The following is a 19024-nucleotide window of genomic DNA, read 5'->3' as shown; positions in this document are numbered from 1 at the left end:
TTCCTTTCCTTCCTGCTTTCTCCAAAAAATCCTACAGTAATTTTACAATAACCTAAAAGTTTTGTTGAAATTGTGAAATACGTCTTGTAAATGGTAAATACAGACTATTGATTGTATGGGAATAAAGACTTAGGATGGAATATAAGTATTATATTGTAAGAAATTGTAATAATATTAAGAGTCTAGCTTGTCCTAAGGAGGCATAATTATGGATAATGAGAGATTAAATAATCAAAAAAGTGAACAAGAATTTATGAAAAGTTTATCCAGACTGGCGGAAAAGAATTATCAAATGCCTCTAGGGACGGTGGATTATCAATTTATAACAGATGAACTGTATTATCTATCGGGAGCTCGGGCTGTGATTTTAAATACATACGAAAAAGATAATGAAAAAAGTATTACCAGGGCTGCTAGCGGATCAAAAGAAGTTTTAACTAAAGCCTGTGAAATCTTAAACACAAAACTAATAGGTCAGAAGTGGGATGTAAACTTTAAACGTTTGGAAAACATGCAAAACGGTAGCCAACAGGCCTGGCAGCTTGAGGAGTATCATAGTTTACAAGAAATAGCTTCTGGTATCATTTCAAAAGAAAAATCACAACTTCTTGAAAAAGAATTAGATTTAGGGACTGCTTATGGAATTATTATATTTTACAATAATCGGGTGATTGGCGATATTCTTTTTGCCATGCCTAAAGATGCCAGGATTTATAACTCTGAAAAGATAGAACTGTACGTCAAAAATGTCGGTATAACCCTGATGCGAACAGAAGCGGAGAAGTCCTTAAAAGAAAATTGGGATCTTTTGGATGGGGTCTTTGAGAGCATACAGGATGGCATATCAGTTTTGAATAATGATCTGACCATTCGCTATACTAACCGTATTATAGCTGAATGGCATTATAAAAATTATCCTTTTAATGGTAAAAAATGCTACCATGCCTATCATGATAGGGACAAGCCCTGTGATAGATGCCCATCAATCCGAGCTCTGGAAACAGGGGAAATGGAACAGGAAGAGATAACAGTTACTACTGATGTGGGTGGTAAATGGCTCGAACTTTATAGTTATCCCCTTTTTGAAAATGGCAGTGACCATCCTACAGGGGTAGTTGAATTTGTCAGAGATATTACGGATCGGAAACATTCCACGGAGAAATTGAGAAAAAATAAACAGTATTTTGAACATATTTTGGATTCTACTTATGACCCCTTGTGTGTACTTAATCGGGATTTGGAAATAGTATCACTAAATAAACATTACAGGGACATACTCGCAGAATATACAGGTAAATCCTTATGCCAGAGAGATTTAGTTGGTAAGGATCTGTTTTCAATGCAGGACTTTTTGCCCGATTTTTTGAAGGATGAATGTCATCAAGTTTTTAATAATGGAACTCCTTTGATAAAAGAAGAGAAATTCAAAATAAATGGAGAGCAATATTATGTTGAAGTCACCAAGTCTCCTGTTTTTGGAGACAATGGGAAAGTCAAGTTTGTAATAATTGTTGTCAGGGATATTACCGAGCTCAAGAAAAAAGAATTACAGCTAAAGGAAAGTGAACGTAAGTTCCGCCAGTTGGCAGAAAATATTGATCATGTCTTTTGGATGCGTTCAAAGGACAATCAAAAGGTGATATATGTAAATCCTGCTTATGAAACTGTGTGGAAACGACCTCGCCAGGAGCTGTATCAACGGGCAGATGCCTTTATTAAATATGTTCATCCTGATGACAAATATCATGTTAAACAGGAATATAAAGAGTTTTTGCAAACGGGAATATTCAACAGCGAGTACCGCATTGTACGTCCCGATGGAGAAGTCAGGTGGATATGGTCCAGGTCAAATCCCGTTATGGACGAGAACGGCCGTGTGATTAGATATGCCGGGTTGGCTGTAGATATTACTGAACGGAAACAGGCCGAGGAAAAAATTAGATACTTGAGTTTTTACGATCGAGTGACTGGGCTGTATAACCGGGCTTATCTGGAAGAAGAAATCGAGCGCCTTGATGTGGAGAGACAACTTCCAATAAGCATTATTATTGCCGATGTTAATGGATTGAAACTAATCAATGATACATTTGGCCATGATAGGGGAGATGATCTACTGGAAAACGCAGCCGGTATTTTAAAGAAGGTTTGTCGCCAGGAAGATATTATCGGCCGTTGGGGAGGGGATGAGTTTGTCATTTTATTACCCCAGACTAGCTATACCAATGCCCAACAAGTGTTATCTAGAATCCACAATGAATGCAAACGCTATGAGCTTCAAACCTTTGCCCTGGGAGTAGCTACTAAAACAAGTAAGGAGCAATCGATTAAGCAGGTCTTTAAAAGGGCAGAGGAGCGCATGTACAAAAACAAATTACAAGAAAGCAGTAAAGCTAAAAGCGATATAATTACTTCTCTGATTAACACCTTACTAGATAAAAGTGATGAATGTAGTGACCATTTGAAGCGAGTTACAGAATTAGCCCAGGAAATGGGCAGAGCCTTGAAATTATCCAAACAAGAGCTAGAGAGATTAGCTGACCTGGCTTATGTACATGATATTGGGAAAGTAGTGATTCCTGAGGAAATTTTTAATAAATCCGAAAAATTGACTAATGAAGATTGGATCAAAATTAAGGCTCATCCAGAAATAGGTCAACGGATTGCACGCTCTACCGAAAATCTAGTACACATAGCAGAAGAAATTGGGACTCACCATGAACGTTGGGATGGTCAGGGATATCCTTCAGGTCTTAAAGGTGAAGAAATTCCACTTTTGGCAAGGATAATATCTATAGTAGATGCCTATGATGTGATGACAAGGGGCAGGATTTATCAAGCAGCAATTTCTTCGGAAAAGGCCTTAAAAGAAATTGAACAAAAAGCAGGAACCCAATTTGATCCTCATCTGGCTGAAGTGTTTATAAATGAAGTGAATCCAAATAATTAAGAATCCTTTTATTTGCATGAATTTTCCAGTATAATAGTGGTATCGAACGTATGAATATTATATTTCCGAAATTATATTGGAGGCGTTAATGTGGGGATTTTCTTTCAAGGAATAATATTTTTTGTGTTTTTCTTAATTGCATGGTATATACTTAAAATCAAAAATATTTGGGGTTTAGGGGTGAATGTGGAGAGTAAGAAAGAAGCTTTTTTTGATTCACTTTTAACGGCTGTTGTAGCAGCAGCTATTTTTGTGGCTTTAAATTTACTGATTTAAATTGATTCAAGCACACCTTTAACTAGTTTTTAATTGATTAAAGGTATAAAATTGAAATTATACGGCTAATACATAATATGATGAATAAAAACCTTTACCTGTTTGATCAGGTAAAGGTTTTTTTAAATTAGGTAGCCCTTTAAAGTGTTTGTTCCATTCGGAGTCCATAATGGACTATTCGAGAGTTTAATTGAACTAAACAGGAAATAAGACAGGAAAAGATATTAAGTTATTGAATTGTGAATTTACAAAATAGTTAAAAAATTAAATAAAAAATAAACAAAAAGGAGGTGAGTAGAATGCAAATGTTAATTGAAGGCACGGAATTAGAACACGATACAGAATGTTTTATAAATTGTGGGTGTCAGTACGAAGGTTGTGATCATTGTTACAAATGTAGTGAGCAATGTGTTGGGGAAGGATGTGGTGGAGAATATTGTGGAGGAATGAACACGGCTCCTTGGGATGATTAAATTAAGATTATTTTAAAATTTTAAGGGGGATGAGTAGAATGCAAATGTTAGTTGAAGGCACGGAATTAGAACACGATACAGAATGTTTTATAAATTGTGAGTGTCAATACCATACTTGTGAACAATGTGATGAATGTAGTGAGCAATGTGTTGGGCAATTATGTGGAGGAGCTCAAATTTCTCCTACCGACGACTAATAATTATTTAAGTGGTATATAGGGTATTCCTCTTTTCAATGAAAGGTAGCGTTACAGTCTAGAATTAGCTAAGTGGTAAAAATTTAAAGAGAGGGGGTGAGTAAAATGCAAATGTTAGTTGAAGGCACAGAATTAGAACACGATACAGAATGTTTTATAAACTGTGGTTGCCAGTACGAAGGATGTGAACAATGTAATGAATGTGGTGAGCAATGTGTCGGGGAATTATGTAAAGCAGCTCAAGTTTCTCCTTACGATGACTAATAAGTTGTTTGAAATGGTATATAGGGTATCCTCTTTTCAATGAAATTATCGTTATGTCAATCAAAGTAGAGGATACCCTACTTTTTCTTTTAATTAAAAATCTATGTCAAAGGAGGTTTTGAATGTGCAGGCTTCTAAATATAATTTTTTCTTTGATTCACCGGATAACACTGATGAACTGATTGCCTATAATGCCAGGACGAATGCCTTGGCAATTATGGACACAAAAGAATATGAAAAATATAAAAATTACGTAGAAAACGGTTTACAGATTGACGACACAGAATTATATAAAACATTAGAAGAGAACGGATTCATACTCGAAAATGCTCTTAATGAGATTGACTTAATCCGTTATTCATTATTAAAACATAGATATTCAACAAAAAGATTTGGATTTACTTTGGTACCTACATTAGAGTGTGATTTTGAATGCATTTATTGTTACGAACAGGGAGTTCAGCACGGGTATATGTCTGAAGACATTCAACAATCTATTATAAATTATATAAAACAAAAATTAGACCATATCCGCGACTTATCTATTGGATGGCATGGAGGGGAACCACTCTTAGCATTAGATGTAATAGAAAATATTAACAAGCAAGCTATAGAACTTTGTAATGAAAAAGGAAAAAAATTTAGCAGTTCTCTGATAACTAATGGTTATAATTTAAATAGAGAAACTGTGGATAAATTAAACCAACTAAATATCAGTTCTATACAAATTACACTGGATGGTCCGAAAGATATTCATGATAAACGGAGACCTGCTAGAGGTGGACAACCTACATTTTCCAAAATAGTTCAAAACTTGTGTGATTGTAAAGACATTCTACCAAATGTTTCTGTAAGAGTTAATGTAGATAAAGAAAATGTTGAAAGAATTCAAGAAGTGTTAACTGTATTAAAATCTCATAGTTTAGAAAATACTGTATCAGTTTATCCAGGTTATGTGGAGCCGACAAACGACTGTTATGACGTGGATAACATTTTGGATTCCCGCTATTTTGCCAAAATTGAATATGAATTTTACAAAAAACTAGTGGAATTTGGTTTTGCTCCCAATATAAGGCACAGATATCCCAGACGAAGATCAAATGTGTGTTGTGCAGATAACGATAGTGCAATAGTAGTTGATCCTGAAGGAGATGTTTATAAGTGCTGGAACGATGTTGGTAGAAAAGAGTATAAAATAGCACATGTTACTGAAGAAGATCCTGCAACAGTGCAAACACTTTTTAGATATATGATGTATGATCCTACAGAAGATACAGAATGTGTAGAGTGTAAATTTCTTCCCTTGTGCATGGGAGGTTGTCCAAGAAGAAGAATTGATGGAATAACAGATAGATGTATTTCTTATAAGTATGAACTCTCTAATTACATTAAAGAAATTGCTATTGATATGTATAATCAGAAAGTAAAATCACAACAAGAGGAAAAAGTTAAAAAAGCTAAAATTTGATTTACCATGTAATTAACCTAGGTTTAGCAGGTATTACTTTTAAAGTGTATACTTGCTAAATCTAGGTCTATCATTCTTTAATAAAGTCAAAATATAATTATAGTATTTTGAAATTTGGACTTGGTTCTTGACAATAGGGGAGTGAAACTTATGAAAATTGTAAAATTAGCTCAAGAACACTTATTAAAATATAAAATTTCGTTGTTTGTTTTCGCTATGATGAGTCTTATCACATGGGTTGTTTCTATTGTTTTACCTTATTTAACAGGTTATTACGTAGATATATTAAATCAAGGACCTACAAGACAGGAAATCAAATATTTTACACTAATCATATTAGCAGTAGGTCTCTTTAATATCATAGCATCTTTTGTTAAAAATTATTTGCATAGAACCATCCAAACAAAATCTATGATTGATTTAAATTTTTACGTATTAAAACATTTAGTGAAATTACCTGTAAGATATTTTGAAGATAAAGATAGTGCGTATTTAAATCAAAGGATCAATAATGATAGTAAAGAAGTAATTAATTTCGTTTTAGATAATTTTGTAAGCATTATTAAGAATTTTTTGACTGTAACTGTTTTAATTTATATTTCTCTGACTATTAATGTAAGATTAACTTTGATACTATTGCCACTTATTCCATTATATCTTGGTTTATATTATTTATTTCGAAAACCTTTATATAATAAAAATTACGAATTGAAGGAAAAACAGAATAAATTTTTTTCTGTAATGAATCAATTTCTACAAAAAACTAAATTAATTAAATTGACAGCTACTTTTAGAGAAGCACATAATCAACTTGAACAAAGTTTTAAAACGATGCTTTTGACATTTATTAAATACACGAAATTATCTTTGCTTTTTTCAAATAGTGATTCATTTACTAAAGTTTTGGCACGAGTGGTAGTTTTCTTTTTTGGTGGTCTGGAAATAATGAATGGAAACTTAACAATTGGAGAGTTTACAATTATTAATAGTTATTTTTCTATGATTAAAAATGGAGTTAGTTATTTTCTAGGATTAGGAAGTTCTTATCAAAAAGCTTTGGTTGCCTATGATAGGCTTATGGGTGTTCTATATCAACCAAAGGAAACTATTGGAGAAGTAAAGATTGATAATATTAACACAATTCAATTGAATGATGTTTCTTTTTCTTTTGATAATTCAAACTATGTAATTGAAACTTTGAATTATAAATTCGAAAAAGGGAAAATTTATTGTATTCTAGGAGATAATGGAACAGGGAAAAGTACTCTTATAAATATAGTTTTGGGATTGTACAATGATTATTATGATGGTCAAATCTATTATAATTCTAATGAATTAAGAAATTTAGATATGTACTATGTTCGTCGAAAAATCGTTGGAGTCAGTGAACAAGAACCCATGTTAATGAATAACTTGCTTATAAATAATATGACTTTTGGTATAGAGAATTATAACTACCAAGATTTAAAAATTTTATTAGAAAATTTAAATTTTGATCCTAATAAATTTAAAGAGGGTTTGCGAACAAATATTGAGGAAGGTTCAAAGAATATATCGGGCGGGGAAAAACTAAAAATATCATTAATTCGAACTCTATTAAAGGATCCGGAGTTACTAGTGCTTGATGAACCAACTTCTGCTTTAGATTTTCAAAGTATTGAAAAATTGAAAGAGCTATTAATCCAAACAAAGCATAACAGGATAACTATAGTGATAACACACAATAAAGATTTTGTTGATGTTGCTGATGAAATAATTGATCTTAATGTTTCACGGGTAAACAATGTGAGTTAATTTTAAGGTGAAAGGAGACGATTAAGTTATGTTAAATTCTTATTCTAATAATAAAAATGGTGAAGAATTTAAAAAAACTGTAGAAAAAATTGATATATTAAAAACAATTGATATTTCTGGTATAAATTTTCTTGACATTAAAACAGTTAGTACGTACATAAACTTTATTCCTACAAGTGAAAAACAGGCAAAAGTACATTTTTATGGAGAATATGGAAGCAACTACCCTGATTTGCAGTTAGCAAAGAAGAAAGATAGACTAAATCTTGAAATCAAACGTTTTCCAGAAGCGAAAGTTGATTCCGAAAAAAAGGATAGCTTAAATTTAGATATATATATACCAAATCACTATAATAACAATATAGAAGTTAAAACTGTATCAGGGAATGTGAATTTTGGAGATAAGAATCAAGAGGTTACTGATGACAAAATAACCGAAAAACTAGAACTCTCTTCTATGAATAATGAGAATATAAGAATAAAAAGTATTTCAGGAAATATAAGAGTATATAGATTTAATGGAGATACTGATATCTCTACAGTTTCGGGAACCGTATTCCTTCATTACTTTTTGTTTGATCATAATATTAAAGTAAAAACTACTTCTGGCAATACAAATATAAGTTTACCCGAAAATTCTTCATTTTTACTGCGGAAAGAATCTGTTTCAGGAAATATCAGGAGTGATTTCCCGATTTATCTAAGAAAAAATGACAGATTTATAACAGGTGAATATGGACATGGCGAGAATAGTATAGACATTAATACTGTTAGTGGTACAACAAAAATTGCTAGAAATAAATAACTAGTATTTAATTAAAATTGTTGATAGATTATTTAAAGTGATTCGTTCCATTTGGTGTATACAATGAATTAATCGGGATTTTAATTGGACTATTCAGGAAATAAGCCAGGAAACTATATAAAGCTATTGAATTGTGAATTTACTTAATTTATTTAAAAATTTAGAAGGAGGTGAGTAGAATGCGAATGTTAGTTGAAGGCACTGAATTAGAACACGGTACAGAATGTTTTATTAATTGTGAAGAACATTGTGGTGATTGTGATGAGAAATGTTTTGATCTTTGTGCGATATTTATGTAAAGGAGCTCAACTTCTGGCGGGCCAAAAAGAGAAGCGTTGAATGTTGATAACTCTAGAGTTCAATTTTATTTAAAAATTTAAGTGAACCTCTCATGACTAAAGTCACGAGAATGCGTGGCGACTGGTTCAAACCGGGTTGTATAAAAAGACCCGGTCTTAATTATGTTTTCATATATAAACAAAAGCTATAATTTAAATAATAAGTATCAATAAACACAATTTCAATTATAATCAGCTATCAATTAAAATAGTAACTGGAAGATATTTCTTTCACAAACTTTTTGAGAGGAGGGATTAATATTAACGAGAAGAGGATTATTATAATTACAGGAATAGTTTTCGGCCTTTTGGGTGGAGGTTTGGTGTTACTAGGTAATCCAGATAACATGGGTTTTTGTATCGCCTGTTTTTTAAGGGATATCGCTGGTAGTTTAGGGATGCATCAGGCTTCTGTAGTACAGTACATACGCCCGGAAGTAATTGGATTAATACTTGGTGCTTTTATTATTTCTAAGGCTAATGGAGAATTTCGTCCAACAGCGGGATCAGCTACTGCTACTAGGTTTTTATTGGCAGTATTTATCATGTTTGGGGCATTGATTTTCTTAGGATGTCCGCTTAGAATGGTGCTAAGGCTTGCAGGAGGAGACCTAACCAGTTTACCGGCTTTTCTAGGTTTTATTGTGGGCATAATAATAGGAACGGAGTTTTTGAAAAATGGCTTCAATCTGGGCAGGAGTTACAGGCAGAGTTCTTTTGAAGGATACATTGCACCATTAACTTCAGTAGTTCTTTTATTATTACTTATTATGGCACCGGGAGTTCTAATTTTCAGCCAGGAAGGTCCTGGGTCCTTGAGTGCTCCCATTGTAGTGTCATTAATAGCGGGACTGGTTGGTGGAGCTCTAGCCCAGCGTTCTCGTTTGTGTATGGCAGGCGGAATTAGGGATATATATCTAATAAGAGACTTTACTTTATTTACTGGCTTTATATTCATTTTCATAGTGGCATTAGTCTTTAATTTGATTGCAGGGCAATTTCAACTAGGTTTTGAGGGTCAGCCTGTAGCCCATACAGATCACTTACTTAGCTTTTTAGGTATGGCTCTTGTGGGTATTTGTGCAATTCTATTAGGTGGTTGTCCTTTGAGACAGTTGATTTTGGCAGGATCCGGTGACGGTGATGGAGCAGTAGCCGTATTTGGTATGATAGTCGGCGGCGCTTTGGCACACAATTTAGGTGTAGCTGCCAGTCCCGAAGGTGTTAGCACCGAGGGAATAATAACACTGATTATAGGATTTATATTTGTTTTGGTAACCGCGTTTATGAATATGGAGACTATTGGTTTAAGCAGTAGTTCAAAAGTGCGACAATAGGAGAAATTAAAGGAGGCGGTTGTTATGGCTGAGAAAGATGTGAAAACAGTAGATGCTAGAGGGTTTTCTTGTCCCCAGCCCGTGATTAATACTAAAAAAGCTCTTTCAGAAGAATTTGATGAGCTGCAGGTTCTTGTAGACAATAATATCGCCAAAGAAAATGTTTCTAGATTTGTTAATTCCAAAGGGTTTGATGTTAGTGTGGAACAAGATGGTGAAGAGTTTGTATTAAAGATTTCTAAGTCGTAAAAATTTCTAATTCATAAAAGTTTCTGTCTTAAAGACCATAAGAAATAACTGGAAAATATTCGTTTAAAACTACGAATAGAAATCAGAATTATAAAAACACCCTGTTTTGGCTTTTTTAGATTTCTTCGCCTTTCGGCTTGTTGACTTGTTGCCGACAAAAGCAGGGTGTTTTTTATTTTGACGTTTCTCTGTTTATGGAGAGATCGTTGTTCATGAACTCGAGCTCTAATTCCATGGCTCAACATTGGCTTCCCAATTACTGTCTTCGATGGTGATTACTATATTTCCGTGATAATCATTTCTATAAATTTTGGCACCATTATCTTCAAGACGACTTAGGACTTCATCATGGGGGTGATCGTATCTATTATCTTCTCCTACTTGAATCACAGCAGCTTCTGGATCTACTATTTCTAAGAAATCTTCACTGGTACTGGTCTCTGAACCATGGTGTCCAACCTTTAAAATATCACTTGGTAATAATTCTGAGTGATTAGCGATTATTTCTTTTTCTGCAGGGATTTCTGCATCACCGGTTAGTAAGATAGATTGCTTACCGTAGTTGATATTTAGAATTAGGTTTAGATCATGAACTTCCACTTCCTCTGCCTCTCCTTTCCCCTCGGGCGGATAAATGAACTCTGCTTCTAGACAACTTAAATCTAGAGTATCCCCTGTTCTAGCTATCTGAAAGTCCGAATTTTTGTTGGCCAGGTCATAGTATTCTTGATAAGTTTGGGTGTCATGTTCGTATCCACTGTCATAAGTCACATCAACTTCAAAGTTTTTGTATATATCAGTTAATCCTCCTATGTGATCGGCGTGAGGATGAGTTGCAACTACTTTGGCTATTTCATTAATCTCTAATTCTTCAAGATAGGTGACTACAGTTTCCCCTTCCCAGTTTTGACCGGCATCAACTAATATATGGCTGTCACAAGGAGTTTCAATAAAAATCGCATCTCCTTGTCCCACGTCTATAAAATGTGCAATTAGTTCTTCAGATTTAACAGGATCAGAATTTTCTTGTTTATTTTTCTTGTTATTTGTAGCTTCTTTTGCAGTTTCCTTTGGATCGGTAGTATAATCCTGGCTTTTTTCCCGTGCCTTTTGGTATGATTGTACCTTTTCTTTGACTTCTGCAAAGTCACGGTTAAATGCTTTTTCTGGTATATCCAAAACTACTGTATTTGTAGCACTGTTCCACCTGGCTTCAGCTGTGAGCACTTCCTGGGCAAACTCCAAAGGAATGTAGGTCCTGTTTTCTTGTAATATTATTGGATCTGCCAGTTTTCTTTTAGAATTGTTTACAGTGATTTCTTTACTATCGATGGGAAACTCTATGTATTTGTCTTCAAAAGAAATTGAAGTAATTTGTTTTTCGCCATTCCAATTCAATTCTCCACCAAGGGGTTCAAATATAAATCTTGCTGGAATCAAGACTTCGTCAGCTGGTTTAATTGGATTAACTGTTATATTTAAGTCTTGTCCATCTATTTTGAAATCTACTTGTTTAGGGGGTTCTCTCGCTATATGAACAAGATAAAAAATAATTGCTATAACTGTTAAAACGTAAATTAATTTTTTCATAGCCACTCACCCCAGTCATTGCCTAATTGCCTGATAGCCTTGCACAATATTATTAATTTACCATGTTATAATTTCTTTGTGAACCTCTTATGACTAAAGTCACATGAGTGCGTGACGACTTCCTCAATGAGTAATCCTATAGCATTAAAAGTACTCAAGACTTGTCAACATGGATAAGGACTGCATAATTATGACGAAAGCTTGGGCCATGGAGTTAATGGTTTTCCCGTATGGGGGTGATATCCGCAATGACGGAAAACGTTGAAAGATTAAAACAGGAGATTAAACAGCTTGAAAACAGTATAGTGGAGCTAAGAACAGAGCTTCACAATACCAAAAATTTAGTTGAAAAGCATAATCAACTTCGGGAAACTATTGTGGACATGTCTGAAAGAGTTAGAGCCTTAGAAACTTGGATTGAACAGGAAGAAAAAGGGGAAAAAACTAAACATAAAAATAAAGAAATTCAGCAGGAGTGGATTGTAATTTTTATTTCAATGGTGGCGGTATTAATTACATTTATTAACGTGATTTGGGGTTAAAATTTTTGATCAAAAAACAGGTAGGGGGTACTGCTTAAGTCCCCCTACCACTGTCTCTGTTCTGTCTATTTAATAACTTTGTTATACTATTACATCAAATGTTATCTAATAAACATAGATGGATCAGGTTCTATTCCTTCTAGCATGTCTTTAATCCTTTTGCCAATTACGCTGTTATATTGAGGATGGGTAAGGATATAGAACCGTTCTTCTTCAATAGCTGTAAATACAGCTAATCCCACAGAATCTGATGGTATACCTGTTTCAATTACATACCTGGCCTTTTCTCGGCCCAGCATGTAGCTAGTGCTTTGATAATATGGTTCATCGGGATCTATAGCAAATCGTTGTGGCCTTCTATCATCACAATTGTGTAGATCTGTTTGAATAAAGCCCGGGCAATAAACAGACATTTTTATATTGGAATTCATTGCCCGTAACTGGTGATTTGTTGCTTCTGTTAGTCCTACATTAGCAAATTTAGACATATGATAAGCTGGCATTCCCGGGGTGGAAAGCAGTCCCGCCACTGAAGCTGTATTCACTATATGACAATCCGTTCCCTGTTCCATCATTACAGGTATAAAAGCTTTCATTCCATATATGACGCTATGAATATTTGAAGCGGTAATGTAATCCCATTCCTTAGTTGGCATTTCCCAAACAGGACCAGAAACTACCACACCTGCATTATTGAATAGCAAATCAACCTGTCCGAACTTATTTAAAGTTTCGTCTTTTACTCGTTCTACATTTTCATATAACGTGACATCAGCTGTTATAGACAGGACCTGGGTGCCCATATCTGATAGCTCCTGTTCAACCTTTTTAAGATTAGTTTCATCTATGTCAACCAGTACCACCTTCATTTCTCTTCGGGCACTTTCATAGGCCAGTTCTTTACCAATTCCATTGGCCGCCCCCGTGATAACCGCCACCTTATTTTTGAATTCTTTCATTTCTAACCCTCCCTAATCAGTTAGTCAAAGTCAAAAAAATCAGTTTCAAATTCACAAATTTTCAAACTTGTATTGATACCGGTGATACCAACAGTTTATAAGATACTTCCTTTTTCCAAGCCGTCTCTCACAGCTTCTGGAATTCTAGCAGCTTCTACAATGTCACCAATGTAATAACAGTTTTCAAAGGATTGATAAAACTCTTCGGCAAGTTTTGTGTTTGGAGTAACTCCTAAAGCCAGGACTACGGCATCGACTTCGAGTTCTGCCAAAGTAGATTTCTGTCTGTCCAAGGTAATGATGCTATTATCGGTGACTTTTTTCAATTGCTGTAGGGGCATGTAGTTTACATCATAGTGTTTCAATCTACCGGTTATATCTGCTAAAATATTGCGATATACACTTGGTCCAATTTCTTTGGCCATTTCAACGACGGAAATTTTATTGCCCTGTTGTCCGAGGAGTTCGGCAGTTTCAAGTCCGGTGAGTCCAGAACCAATAACGGCAACATGCTGATTTGTTAATTCTACTTCACCTTTCAATACATCAAAGACAGTGTAAACATGATCCTTATCTATACCGGATATATCCTTTGGTACAATGGGATTAGCTCCGGCAGCGACAAAGACGGCTTTTGGTGACAGTGCTTTGATAGTATCTACTGTAGCTTCCTGACCTAGATTCAACTTTACATTAAGTTCTGTCAGTCTTTTTTCCATATACTTGACGTATCGGGTGATTTGTTCTTTGTGTGGTGTTTTGTCTGCAGTCAGTAAGGTACCTCCAAGTTCTTGTTCCTTTTCGAAAATGACCGGTGTAAATCCTCTCAAAGCCAGGGTTTCTGCTGCCACCATTCCGGCGGGTCCTCCTCCTATTATAGCTACCGTATCTCCTTGGCCATCAACTGTTAACTGGCTAAACTCTTGTTCTCTTCCCAGATAGGGGTTAACGGAACACTTGAATTTTCTCCCTCCCATAAGTTGTTCAATGCAATATAGGCACGAAATACAAGGTCTTATCATCTCATCTTTACCTTGATATGCCTTATAGATCCACTGGGGATCAGCAAGCTGGGATCTTCCCAGGCCGACAAAATCACAAACTTGATCTGACAGCATTTGTTCTGCAATTTGTGGTTCTTTGATGTTATTGACAGCTATAACAGGTATATTTAGTTTGAGCCTGATTTTAGCAGCCAAATGTTTTTTCCAGCCCTGTTGGAAGGCATTTGGTTCAATTATTGTAGTACCAGTTTCATAGCTTCCACAGCTGACATTAATGGCGTCAACTCCGATACTTTCCAGGTATTTAGCGATTTTAGTACCTTCTTGCAAATCGATACCTTTGGGATTGAATTCATCGGCACTTAAACGCACACTGATGGGAAAGTCATTTCCGCACATATACTTAATACCAACAATAATTTCCGTGAGGAAGCGCATTCTATTTTCGAAGTTGCCTCCATACTTATCTGTTCGCCTGTTGGTATAAGGGCTTAAGAATTGATTGATCAGATACCCGTGAGCCCCGTGGATTTCCACTCCATCTACTCCTGCCTTTTGAGATATGACAGCTCCTTTAACGAATTTTTTAACCAGACCTTCCGCTTCTTCTGTAGTCATGGCTCGAGGTTTTTCTTTGGTGACCTGACATTCTAATTCACTGGGAGCGATTATCTGTTTGTCGCCAATTAATCTAGCATGCCCCTGGCGACCAGGATGATGAAGCTGTACAAATAATTTGGAATCGTGGATTTGTACCCTTCTTGCCAGTTTTTCCAGACCCGGAATGTGCTGTGGACTTGTAGCTGATAGCTGATTGGCAGTCCCGACTCCGTAATCTTCATCTACTCTAGTAATCTCGGTGATTATTAAACCACAGCCATTTTTTGCCCGTTCTTCATAATACTTAATCATCTCTTCTGAAGGCTCACCTGTTGGTTCCGCCAGGGAAGTTCCCATGGCAGGCATGACTGTTCGATTTTTGATAGTTAACTTTCCAATTCTTCCTCTTTGAAATAATTCATTATAAACCATTCTTATTCACTCCTTCTTACTAGCTTTTAAACTAATATTAGCAAATTAGTGCAGGTTTTCACATGTACAAACAAACAAGAATTGGTGGATAAAATGTGCATAGTGCATTATAATGAAAGGAGGGAGGGGGAAATATTTGTGGAATTGACTTTTGAGACTGTTTATAATGCACTTGCAAAAGAATTTTCAGACAATGGGCTTTGGAGCCATTTGGAAACACCCAGAGAAATTTGCGGAATAAAATTTATAGATCCCAATGGAACCGATTACCAGGAACATGTCCTGTACATAGGGGACATTAATACACTGGAACAAGCTTCAAAACTGCCGGATAACACTAATCTGCTTCTGATCAGCAGGGGGGATGGTGAAGAACGGCAGGAGGATTTCCGTTTCCGGGAAGATGCTCAGAGTCTGCAAAGGATTGAAAAGACCGATAACACAAATATAATTATAGTTCACTCTAAGGAAAAGCAGGACATTAGTGGGGAAATTTTTAATTTCATTCAGGATCTTTTCATTGGAAACTATAAAATGATGAATAACTCGGCAGAGCTACTTAATTCTCTAATAAAAGGTCGGGGCCTTAAGTATGTTGTTAAAATAGGTACCAAAATACTAAACAAGCCCATAGTGTTAATTGATTCCAGCTTTAAAGTTTTGGCTCATTCGGAGAACCGACCTGTTCAAGATCCTTTGTGGAACAATTATATTGCCAATGGGTACTGCAGCTATGAATTTATCCAGACCGTTAAGCACAATCAAACCTTGCAAAAACTTAACAAAAATAACACTCCACAATTGATCACCTGTGAAGCCAGTCAGGGATTAAAAATGGTGAAAAATATTAAAATTAAAGATAAAATAGCTGGATATGTAATAATATTTGAGGATGAAGGATCTTTTTCCAAAGAAGATAGTAAGCTAATCAGTCAGTTAAGTAATGTCTTAGCCGAGGAAATGAAAAAACATGATTATTATAAGAATTCGACAGGTCTTATGTACGAAAACCTACTCCTAGATTTACTGGATGATAATATTTCAAGTGAACAAACTGTAAGGGCTAGGGTTCAAAATACCCCGTGTTCCTTTGGAGAAAACTTGTATTTAATAGCTATCTCCTTAGGCCAAAATCTTCCCAATCATTACTGTGTGGACTACTACAGAGAACAGGTAAAAACCATGTTTCCACACTGCAAAGCCATATATTATCAGGATTATTTGCTAGTGCTACTTGACTTGCCTGAAGAAAAAATGGGAAAAGAGATTTTAGATAAGTTGATAAATTTTTTAGAAAATAATGGTTTGTGGGCAGCAGTTAGTGATAAATTTAGCAGTATAATGGAGTTTAAAAGGCAGTTTTTAAAAGTTAAAAACACATTGGAGTTTGGCCAGTTACTACTTAAGGGTAAAAAGGATAGCAGTGCAAATATGAATCAGGATACTGATAAATTATTGTTTTACGAAAGTTATAAACCCTATGATTTAATTAGCACTTTTAACGGACAGACAGATCTGATGGATTACTGTCATAGTGGAGTGATAGAATTGCAATTCTATGATCAGGAAAATGGGACTGCTTATTTAAGATGTCTTCAGGAATACTTAAATACTAATCAAAATATCAATGAAGCTGCAGAAAAGCTATACATCCACAGAAATACCATGAGGAATAGGATTAGCAAAATTATTGATATGACGGAACTGAACCTGGAGAATAGTCAGACCATCTTTCACTTGCAGCTATCTTTATTAATTCTTGAGTATTTGAGAAAAGCTACGTAGAAATTCATTTCATAGCTATTATAAATGTCACCAAAAAACGATTGAAGGTGGACTTTCTCATGTATAGTTGTACTTATGGACAAGAGGCTGTTATATCTGTGGGACAAATTTCACTGTTAAGGGACAATGTCTGTTTTTAGTTAAGCTAGGTAAACAAGATGTTATTAACAAGAAAGTCGCAGATTTTTAATCTGCGACTTTCCCTATGGTGTGTACAGAGCGAAAAAGTCTTTTTCTAGATATGAATTCTTAGTCCGACATTTTTGATAATCTCATCCTTGATGAAACTTTTAAAGTGTATTATTATATTAATTGAAAAGTGTTCATTTTTTTAACCTGACTGGGACGATATTAGTCCCTCCGGGTCATTTTATGTCCCTTAGTATAAGCTTTGATCGGATTTGATTTGGATACATAATAATTTCACTAAAAAAATATTTGTCAAAATCAATAACTAAATGCCATTATAACATTTCTTTATCAGGCTGTCGCCATTGAATAAAAGGTTTTTAAGGGTAAGAACAATTTCAAAAATATTTTATTAAAATAAGGAGGTAGCTCATTATGGTTAAAATAGGTGTAAACGGCTTTGGTAGAATAGCAAGAGCCGTAATTAGAATTGCCCATTATAGAGAAGATGTAGAAGTAGTGGCAGTAAATAGTGATCGGGATCCAGAATTACTGGCACACTTACTAAAATACGATTCCCTTTATGGTGAATTATCTGAAGATGTAACTCCTGGTAAGGATTACTTAATGGTTGGTGATAATAAAATAAATCTTTTAGGAGATAGAAATCCAGAAAATCTAAATTGGGATGATTACGATGTGGAAGTGGTAATCGAGGCTACAGGGAAATTTAGAGACAGGAACGATGCCCAAAAACATTTAGGGGACAAAGTCAAGCGTGTAGTTATTAGTGCTCCCGGCAAAAACGAGGATCTAACAGTAGTTATGGGAGTTAATGAACAAAACTTTGACCCTGATCGGCACTTTGTACTTTCCAATGCATCATGTACTACTAATTGTTTAGCACCTTTGGTAAAGGTCTTGGATGAAAATTTCGGGGTTTCCAAGGGAATGATGACAACTGTTCATTCTTATACCATGGATCAGCAGCTTCTTGATGGCTCGCATAAAGATATCCGAAGAGCCAGAGCAGCTAACTTGTCAATTATCCCTACAACTACAGGAGCTGCCAAGGCCGTTTCTAAAGTACTCCCACATTTAGAAGGAAGATTAGATGGAATGGCCTTTAGAGTGCCTACTCCCACGGTATCTACTGTGGACTTAGTAGCTAATCTTAACAAAAATACCAGTAAGGAAGAAATTAATGAAGCATTTAGGGAAGCTTCCCAATCGAAATTGAAAGGGATTTTAGATTACACCGATCTTCCACTGGTATCTGCTGATTATACAGGGAATCCTCATTCAACAATAATTGATGGTCTCAGTACTGGCATGGTAGACGATAATATGGTCAAGGTGATTGCCTGGTACGATAATGAATGGGGATATTCCGAGCGAACCGTAGATCTTTGTTCGTATATTAGCCAAAAATCATAGTTAAGTGGATACTCTTTAAACATGTGTAAGCGGCTAAGGAACTATAGGCTTAGCCGCTTACTTATTGTGCGCCATGCATGACGATTAGCTAGGTGGTGTAAGTCCACTATGGGGGTTTGTAGTTACCAACCATTAGCCAAGAGCAAGGGTGCCCATCGTGAGGTGGGATCTGAAGGAAGCTTAAGGCAAAATTCCGACCCAAGGCACACGAACATCATCAGGCATAAGGTATGGGATGAGTTTGCAATACAAAACGAAGTCCAATCAACTACACGGACATACCAGTGTAAATGATGTGGGTACATGGAATGAAAGTTAATCGTCTTACCGTGGGAGGTCTCATGGACGTGGCAAGATGAACTTCGAACCACGGTTGAAATAAGATTTGTCATGAGAAG

16 protein-coding genes are annotated in these 19024 nt (G+C 35.3%); 13 read left to right on the top strand and 3 right to left on the bottom strand.

Annotated features, from left to right (window positions below):
- Positions 1-208: 208 nt before the first annotated feature.
- The 10 genes from NTHER_RS15395 to NTHER_RS12345 all read left to right on the top strand — a co-directional run bounded on the left by NTHER_RS15395 (position 209) and on the right by NTHER_RS12345 (position 10148).
- Positions 209-2947 (top strand): HD domain-containing phosphohydrolase, encoded by a 2739-nt coding sequence (locus NTHER_RS15395; RefSeq protein WP_012448854.1) that lies wholly within the window; start codon positions 209-211, stop codon positions 2945-2947.
- A gap of 90 nt (positions 2948-3037) precedes the next feature.
- Entirely contained in the window at positions 3038-3223 is a 186-nt protein-coding gene (locus NTHER_RS12370) for a hypothetical protein (RefSeq protein WP_012448853.1), read from the top strand.
- Between the two features lie 299 nt (positions 3224-3522).
- A complete protein-coding gene (locus NTHER_RS16065) occupies positions 3523-3696 on the top strand; it encodes a hypothetical protein (RefSeq protein ID WP_012448852.1) in 174 nt (57 codons plus the stop codon).
- Positions 3697-3734: 38 nt separating this feature from the next.
- Positions 3735-3893 carry a hypothetical protein gene (locus tag NTHER_RS16060; protein WP_012448851.1) on the top strand — a complete coding sequence of 53 codons (159 nt, stop codon included), beginning with the start codon at positions 3735-3737 and terminating at the stop codon, positions 3891-3893.
- A gap of 105 nt (positions 3894-3998) precedes the next feature.
- On the top strand, positions 3999-4157 hold the full coding sequence (locus NTHER_RS16055; protein WP_012448850.1) for a hypothetical protein: 159 nt from the start codon (positions 3999-4001) through the stop codon (positions 4155-4157).
- Between the two features lie 124 nt (positions 4158-4281).
- A complete protein-coding gene (locus NTHER_RS12365; protein WP_012448849.1) occupies positions 4282-5625 on the top strand; it encodes a radical SAM/SPASM domain-containing protein in 1344 nt (447 codons plus the stop codon).
- Between the two features lie 150 nt (positions 5626-5775).
- A complete protein-coding gene (locus NTHER_RS12360) occupies positions 5776-7419 on the top strand; it encodes an ABC transporter transmembrane domain-containing protein (RefSeq protein ID WP_012448848.1) in 1644 nt (547 codons plus the stop codon).
- Between the two features lie 28 nt (positions 7420-7447).
- Positions 7448-8224, top strand: a complete 777-nt coding sequence (locus tag NTHER_RS12355) for a DUF4097 family beta strand repeat-containing protein (RefSeq protein WP_012448847.1) — start codon at positions 7448-7450, stop codon at positions 8222-8224.
- Between the two features lie 580 nt (positions 8225-8804).
- Positions 8805-9899: a YedE family putative selenium transporter gene (gene yedE / locus NTHER_RS12350; protein WP_202943852.1), complete on the top strand. Its 1095-nt coding sequence runs from the start codon at positions 8805-8807 to the stop codon at positions 9897-9899.
- Positions 9900-9923: 24 nt separating this feature from the next.
- Positions 9924-10148 carry a sulfurtransferase TusA family protein gene (locus NTHER_RS12345; RefSeq protein ID WP_012448844.1) on the top strand — a complete coding sequence of 75 codons (225 nt, stop codon included), beginning with the start codon at positions 9924-9926 and terminating at the stop codon, positions 10146-10148.
- Positions 10149-10373: 225 nt separating this feature from the next.
- On the opposite strand, the gene NTHER_RS15390 is transcribed toward NTHER_RS12345, so the two are convergent.
- The gene (locus NTHER_RS15390; protein WP_012448843.1) at positions 10374-11738 is read right to left on the bottom strand and encodes a stalk domain-containing protein; all 1365 of its coding nucleotides are present in this window, start codon (positions 11736-11738) and stop codon (positions 10374-10376) included.
- A gap of 248 nt (positions 11739-11986) precedes the next feature.
- On the opposite strand from NTHER_RS15390, the gene NTHER_RS12335 reads away from it, so the two are divergent.
- Entirely contained in the window at positions 11987-12280 is a 294-nt protein-coding gene (locus tag NTHER_RS12335) for a hypothetical protein (protein WP_012448842.1), read from the top strand.
- Between the two features lie 101 nt (positions 12281-12381).
- On the opposite strand, the gene NTHER_RS12330 is transcribed toward NTHER_RS12335, so the two are convergent.
- Positions 12382-13239 (bottom strand): SDR family NAD(P)-dependent oxidoreductase, encoded by an 858-nt coding sequence (locus NTHER_RS12330; protein WP_012448841.1) that lies wholly within the window; start codon positions 13237-13239, stop codon positions 12382-12384.
- Between the two features lie 95 nt (positions 13240-13334).
- Positions 13335-15275 (bottom strand): NAD(P)/FAD-dependent oxidoreductase, encoded by a 1941-nt coding sequence (locus tag NTHER_RS12325; RefSeq protein WP_012448840.1) that lies wholly within the window; start codon positions 15273-15275, stop codon positions 13335-13337.
- A gap of 138 nt (positions 15276-15413) precedes the next feature.
- Between NTHER_RS12325 and NTHER_RS12320 the strand changes: the two genes are divergently transcribed.
- Positions 15414-17060 carry a PucR family transcriptional regulator gene (locus NTHER_RS12320; protein WP_041367161.1) on the top strand — a complete coding sequence of 549 codons (1647 nt, stop codon included), beginning with the start codon at positions 15414-15416 and terminating at the stop codon, positions 17058-17060.
- Positions 17061-17621: 561 nt separating this feature from the next.
- The gene (gene gap, locus NTHER_RS12315; RefSeq protein WP_041367159.1) at positions 17622-18626 is read left to right on the top strand and encodes a type I glyceraldehyde-3-phosphate dehydrogenase; all 1005 of its coding nucleotides are present in this window, start codon (positions 17622-17624) and stop codon (positions 18624-18626) included.
- Positions 18627-19024: the final 398 nt, after the last annotated feature.

Source organism: Natranaerobius thermophilus JW/NM-WN-LF (genome assembly GCF_000020005.1).
Classification (GTDB): Bacteria; Bacillota; Natranaerobiia; order Natranaerobiales; family Natranaerobiaceae; genus Natranaerobius; species Natranaerobius thermophilus.
Note: the sequence above shows the minus strand (reverse complement) of the source record. Positions and strands in the feature narration are given on the sequence as shown.